5 protein-coding genes are annotated in these 6,126 nt (G+C 39.3%); all 5 read left to right on the forward strand.

Annotation, left to right across the window (positions count from 1 at the left end):
* The first annotated feature begins 127 nt into the window (after positions 1 to 127).
* The 5 genes from Hs30E_RS10210 to topA all read left to right on the forward strand — a co-directional run bounded on the left by Hs30E_RS10210 (position 128) and on the right by topA (position 5,756).
* The gene (locus tag Hs30E_RS10210; protein WP_172209845.1) at positions 128 to 661 is read left to right on the forward strand and encodes a hypothetical protein; all 534 of its coding nucleotides are present in this window, start codon (positions 128 to 130) and stop codon (positions 659 to 661) included.
* Positions 662 to 706: 45 nt separating this feature from the next.
* The gene (locus tag Hs30E_RS10215; RefSeq protein ID WP_172209846.1) at positions 707 to 1,426 is read left to right on the forward strand and encodes a GntR family transcriptional regulator; all 720 of its coding nucleotides are present in this window, start codon (positions 707 to 709) and stop codon (positions 1,424 to 1,426) included.
* 47 nt (positions 1,427 to 1,473) lie between these two features.
* A complete protein-coding gene (locus Hs30E_RS10220) occupies positions 1,474 to 2,469 on the forward strand; it encodes an aldo/keto reductase (protein WP_172209847.1) in 996 nt (331 codons plus the stop codon).
* Positions 2,470 to 2,550: 81 nt separating this feature from the next.
* Complete coding sequence (locus Hs30E_RS10225; protein WP_172209848.1) at positions 2,551 to 3,411, forward strand: ROK family protein; 861 nt, start codon at positions 2,551 to 2,553, stop codon at positions 3,409 to 3,411.
* A 212-nt stretch (positions 3,412 to 3,623) separates the two neighbouring features.
* Positions 3,624 to 5,756 carry a type I DNA topoisomerase gene (gene topA / locus Hs30E_RS10230; RefSeq protein ID WP_172209849.1) on the forward strand — a complete coding sequence of 711 codons (2,133 nt, stop codon included), beginning with the start codon at positions 3,624 to 3,626 and terminating at the stop codon, positions 5,754 to 5,756.
* The last annotated feature ends 370 nt before the right edge of the window (positions 5,757 to 6,126 follow it).

Consider the following 6,126-nt stretch of genomic DNA (forward strand, 5'->3'; position numbering starts at 1 on the left):
GCTAAAATCAAAACCTTTAAGTGTATGGCTCAGAAATATCGTAATCGAAGAAAGAGGCACTTACTTCGGGCGTCCTTAATTTGTGGTATTATCAATTTCGAAATTTAATTTCGGGAGAAGTCTAATGATGAAAAATAAGCATAAACTAACAACTTGGCTTGATCAATTTTACAAAATCGTTGCAAGTTCCTGTCAATTCTGGTGGACTTTACTCAAAAATGGTCTCATTTATGGTGGACTTGACGGCATTTACAAGATGAAATTTCCAAATTCTAAGCATTTAAAGTTGTCAAATAAAAAGTTTCTATCATTTATTTGGAGTATTCTGATTATTTTGACAATGACATGTTATCAGCTGATTAGTCCCAAGCGTGATTTTATGGCAATCATTTTCATCTCATTATTTATTTTAACACTATTTGTGACGATTTATCTTTATCAAATCGTTGAAGTTATCGCTTTAAATGAAAAAATGCTTTCCGATGAAGAAATTTATGCACAAGCTTTTGTCAGAATCTGGTATCAGTTATTTTTGAAAATCGCTTTTCTTATCATAGGTGTTTTAGTTGCTAAGCTAAATCTTATCATCTTCATCTGCTGTTTGCCAAAAATTTATAGTATTATCATAAATAAGCTAGCCAAAACGCAAAAGTTACTGTAAAATGATAATAAAGGCAACTATTTCTTTCGTCAGAAAGGAGAAAAAGTGAAAAAATATGTCGAGATTTCCAACTATTTTCGTAATAAAATAGTTGAGGGTAAGTACAAGGCTAACGATAAATTGCCGAGTGAGTCGGAAGTTGGGGCGAAATTTGATGCGAGTAAGATGACGGTCAAAAAAGCGATTGATATTTTGGTGGATGAGGGCATTGTCAGCAAACGCCGTGGTGCGGGAACTTTTGTCAAGAGTATCAATCCAATCGAGATGGAGCAAATGGTCATGGCGAACCAGTTTCGCGGAACGACCGCACTCAATCCTAATCATGATGTAACGAGTACAGTACATCTTTTTGAGACAGTTAAAAGTCCTGAAAATGTTGCAAGTAAGCTCAATATTGCTCAAAATGCACCAGTTTATAAGATTGAGCGTGTGCGAAATATTGATGGGAAACCAGTCGTTATGGAAACAACTTACATGCCTGTTGCGATTGTTCCGAGTTTGAGTCTTGGAGATGTTGAAAGCTCAATTTATGATTATCTTGAACATGAGCTGAAGTTAGCGATTTCAACGGCGCGGCGGATAATTACGGTGCGTAAGGCGACGACACTTGAGAGTGAACGTTTATCTCTTGAGCCGCATGATCCTGTTGCTGTCGTTGAACAAGTTGGTTTCTTGAATAATGGGAGTGCTTTTGAGTACTCATTTAGCGTTCATCGCTATGATGAGTATGCTTTTGAGATTATTTTACATCGAAAAGTGACTTAAAATTTTTTCTCTATTTGTATCGATATGAAATTAAAAAGGAGGACATTATGTCCAACAACTACCTACCTAGCGACAAACGCTATGACAAAATGATTTACAATAAAATTCCATGTTCGGGTTTGAAATTGCCAGCTATCTCACTTGGTTTTTGGCATAATTTTGGAAGTTCAACACCATTTGACAAGCAACAAGAAATTGTTCGTGGTGCTTTTGACATGGGAATTACTCATTTTGATTTGGCAAATAATTATGGGCCAACTGCTGGTGCTGCGGAGGAAAATTTTGGTCGTATTTTCGCTGAAGATTTGAAAGCCTATCGTGATGAGCTTATCATTGCTACAAAAGCTGGTTATGACATGTGGTCGGGACCTTATGGTAACGGTGGCAGTCTCAAATATTTGGTTTCGAGTTGTGACCAATCGCTCAAACGGCTCAGGCTTGATTATGTTGATATTTTTTATAATCATCGCCGTGATACCGAGACACCGCTTGAAGAAACGGCAATGGCGCTTGATAAAATTTATCGTGATGGTAAGGCGCTTTATGTTGGTGTCTCGAATTATTTGGCTGAGGATACTGAAAAAATGTCGCAGCTTTTGGCAGACTTGAAAACGCCTTTTGTGATTCATCAGCCCAATTATAGCCTACTCAATCGTGAGATTGAAGCCGAACTTAAACCAACTTTGACTCAACTTGGTTTGGGTGCTATCGCTTTTTCACCTCTTGCTCAAGGTATTTTAACTGATCGTTATTTGACAAATGTACCCGAAGATTCGCGAGCGCATTCCTCTTCTCAATTTTTGACGGAAGAACGGGTGCAACAGGACATTGAAAAAGTTCGCAAACTTAACGAAATTGCCAAACGTCGTAATCAAACAATGGCTGAGATGGCGATTGCTTGGCTTCTGCGTGATGGTGTGATAACTTCTGTTCTCGTTGGTGCAAGTCGCTTGTCGCAGCTACAAGATAATGTCAAAGCGCTTGATAATATCGTCTTTTCAGCTGAGGAATTATCTGAAATTGAGATGATTTTGGAAAAATGAGATTTGACAATTATCAAATAAAACTATATACTTATCATATAGTGATAACGCTTTCAAAAAATAAAGGAAAGAAGTAAAGAAATGGCACTTTTAACAATTGACGTTGGTGGTACAACAATCAAATTTGCAAGTTTTGAAAACGGCAAACTTTCTAACAAAGGCGCAAAAAATACGCCAGAAACGCTAGAAGCATTTTACCAAATCATGGGAGAAATTAAGGCGGAAATAACAGCTCATGTTGCTGTGACAGGTGTTGCGATGAGCTGTCCAGGCGCTGTTAGTAAGGTAGACGGTGTCATTTATGGCGCTTCAGCCATTCCTTATATCCACAATTTCTCAATCAAAACAGCACTTGAAGGCATTTTTAAGTTGCCAGTTACCATGGAAAATGATGCCAATTGTGCAGCACTTGCTGAGGTTGCCTATGGTGCGGGAAAAGATTATAATGATTTGCTTTTCTTTGTTATCGGGACAGGTATCGGTGGTTCGGTGGTTCTCAACAAAAAAATTCGCCACGGTGCGCACCTCATGGGCGGGGAATTTGGCTTTATGCTCATGCAGGATTGCACGCTCTCGAACGATTCTAGCCCTGTTCGCATGGCAAAAGACTACAACGAGTTACACGGCACTGATTACGATGGTCAAGAAATTTTTGCCTTGGCGGAAAATGGTGACAAAGCTGCAGAAGTCGGCGTTGCTAGATTATTTGACAGTCTAGCACGCGCCATTTTCAATTTGCAATATGCCTTAGACCCTGAAATCGTTTTACTTGGTGGCGGTATTTCCCAAGCTGATTTTTTGATTCCCAAACTGCAAGCTGCTTTACAAGTCGTTTATGATAAAGTTGAAATTGCAACAATTATGCCGAAAATTGCCATTTGTCATTTTCAAAATGATGCTAATTTGATTGGTGCTGCTGCGGATTTTTTGGCTGAGAATTGATGTGATACTAAATAAAAGAGTTTTAAGTCAATTTAAAATAATGATAGAATATTTCTAAAAAGCTGATTCTAACAAGGTTGGAAACGCTTTTTTATTGTTTCAAAAATAATGTTTCTCCTATAAGAAAAACATTTTTCGTACATATATCTTGACAAGTGATAAAAAAGCCGTTATCATTAGTTGAAAGCCTTTAACATAGAAAGTGAAAGATTATGGTAACAGCAACAAAAACTGTTAAGAAAACAGTTGCTAAAAAGAAACCTGCAACAAAGAAGAAAACGACAAAAATCAAGAAAAATCTCGTTATCGTCGAGTCTCCTGCGAAAGCTAAGACGATTGAGAAATATTTGGGGCGCAATTATAAAGTTGTGGCGTCTGTCGGGCATATTCGTGATTTGAAAAAATCGACCATGTCTGTTGATATTGACAACAACTACGAACCGCAGTATATCAATATTCGTGGTAAAGGTCCTTTGATTAATTCACTTAAAAAAGAGGCGAAAAATGCCAAAGCTGTTTATCTGGCAAGTGACCCGGACCGTGAGGGAGAGGCGATTGCTTGGCATTTGGCACATATTTTGAACTTGGATGTGCAAGATAAAAACCGTGTGGTTTTTAATGAAATTACAAAAGATGCAGTCAAGGATGCGTTCAAAGAGCCGCGTTCGATTGATTTGGACTTGGTGGATGCGCAACAAGCGCGACGGATTCTTGATCGTTTGGTGGGGTATTCGATTTCACCGATTCTTTGGAAGAAAATCAAAAAAGGCTTGTCAGCTGGTCGTGTCCAATCAATTGCGCTAAAAATTATCATTGATCGTGAAAAGGAAATCAATGCTTTTATTCCTGAGGAATACTGGTCGATTGACGGCAATTTCAAAAAAGGGACGAAGAAGTTTGCGGGGAATTTTTATGGTTTAGACGGCAAGAAGAAAAAATTGCATAACAATGCGGATGTGCTTGAGGTCATGGCACGTCTAACGTCAAATGATTTCACGGTTGATAAGGTTGACAAGAAAGAGCGCCGTCGTAATGCGCCCTTGCCTTATACGACTTCTTCTTTGCAACAAGATTCTGCCAATAAAATCAATTTTCGAGCGCGTAAAACCATGTCTGTGGCGCAACAGTTGTATGAGGGGATTACGCTTGGACCAAACGGTCATCAAGGTTTGATTACTTATATGCGGACGGATTCGACACGCATTTCGCCTGTTGCTCAAGGTGCGGCAGCGGCTTTCATCACTGAAAAATATGGCGAAAAATATAGTAAACACGGTAGCAAGGTTAAAAATGTTGTGGGTGCTCAAGATGCCCATGAGGCCATTCGGCCGTCAAACGTTTTTAACACGCCTGAGAGCATTGCCAAATATCTCGATAAGGATCAGCTGAAACTCTACACGCTTATCTGGAATCGTTTTGTGGCGAGTCAGATGACACCCGCCGTTTTTGACACGGTTAAGGTCAATCTGTCGCAAAATGGTGTCATGTTTACGGCAAATGGGTCGCAAGTTAAATTTGACGGTTATATGGCAGTTTACAATGATTCTGATAAGAATAAAATGTTACCAGAGATGTCGGTGGGCGATATTGTCAAGAAAGATACGATTAAGCCTGAGCAACATTTCACGCAACCGCCCGCTCGTTTTAGTGAGGCAACGCTGATTAAAACGCTTGAAGAAATCGGTGTCGGTCGTCCGTCGACTTATGCGCCGACTTTGGAGACGATTCAGCGCCGTTACTATGTTAAGCTTGCAGCTAAGCGCTTTGAGCCGACTGAGCTTGGCGAGATTGTCAATAATATGGTGGTCGAGTTCTTCCCAAATATCGTCAATACTGAATTTACCGTTGATATGGAGCATTCGCTCGATGATGTTGAGGACGGTTCGCGCAAATGGGTGCAGGTCGTTGACGAATTTTATAAACCTTTTGCCGTAGAACTTGAGAAAGCTGAAACAGAAATTGAGAAAATTCAGATAAAAGATGAGCCAGCTGGCTTTGATTGTGATATTTGTGGCAATCCCATGGTTATCAAATTAGGAAAATATGGCAAATTCTACGCTTGTAGCAATTTTCCCGACTGTCGCAATACCAAAGCCATTGTCAAAGAAATTGGCGTGATTTGCCCGACTTGTCATGAGGGGCAAGTCATTGAGCGCAAATCTAAGCGCAATCGTATTTTTTATGGCTGCGCTCGCTATCCCGACTGTGACTTTACCTCTTGGGACAAGCCGATTGGGCGCGATTGTCCAAAATGCGGGCAGTTCTTGGTTGAGAAAAAAGTTCGCGGTGGTGGTAAACAGGTGGTTTGTAGCGCTGGGGATTATGAGGAAGAGAAAGTTAAGTGAGTTTTTTGATTATTTTGTTCTACTTTACATCTCTATGATATAAGAATAATAAAATCGTTTTGACAACTTATACTCGTTTAACTATAAAAAGATTACGAAACTTTTGAACTTTTTTTCGTCAATTCTAGGCGACAAGGCGAAGGCGTACAGATGTACGGTGAGACTTGTCAACGACGAAGTGACGGAAAAAAGTCGAAAGTGTTAGCTTTTTATAGTTAAATGAGTATAATGTTAAGACGATTTTTATAATAGACTTCTCCCGAAATTAAATTTCGAAATTGATAATACCACAAATTAAGGACGCCCGAAGTAAGTGCCTCTTTCTTCGATTACGATATTTCTGAGCCATACACTTAAAGGTTTTGATTTT

This window comes from Pseudolactococcus hodotermopsidis (genome assembly GCF_011170085.1).
Classification (GTDB): domain Bacteria; phylum Bacillota; class Bacilli; order Lactobacillales; family Streptococcaceae; genus Pseudolactococcus; species Pseudolactococcus hodotermopsidis.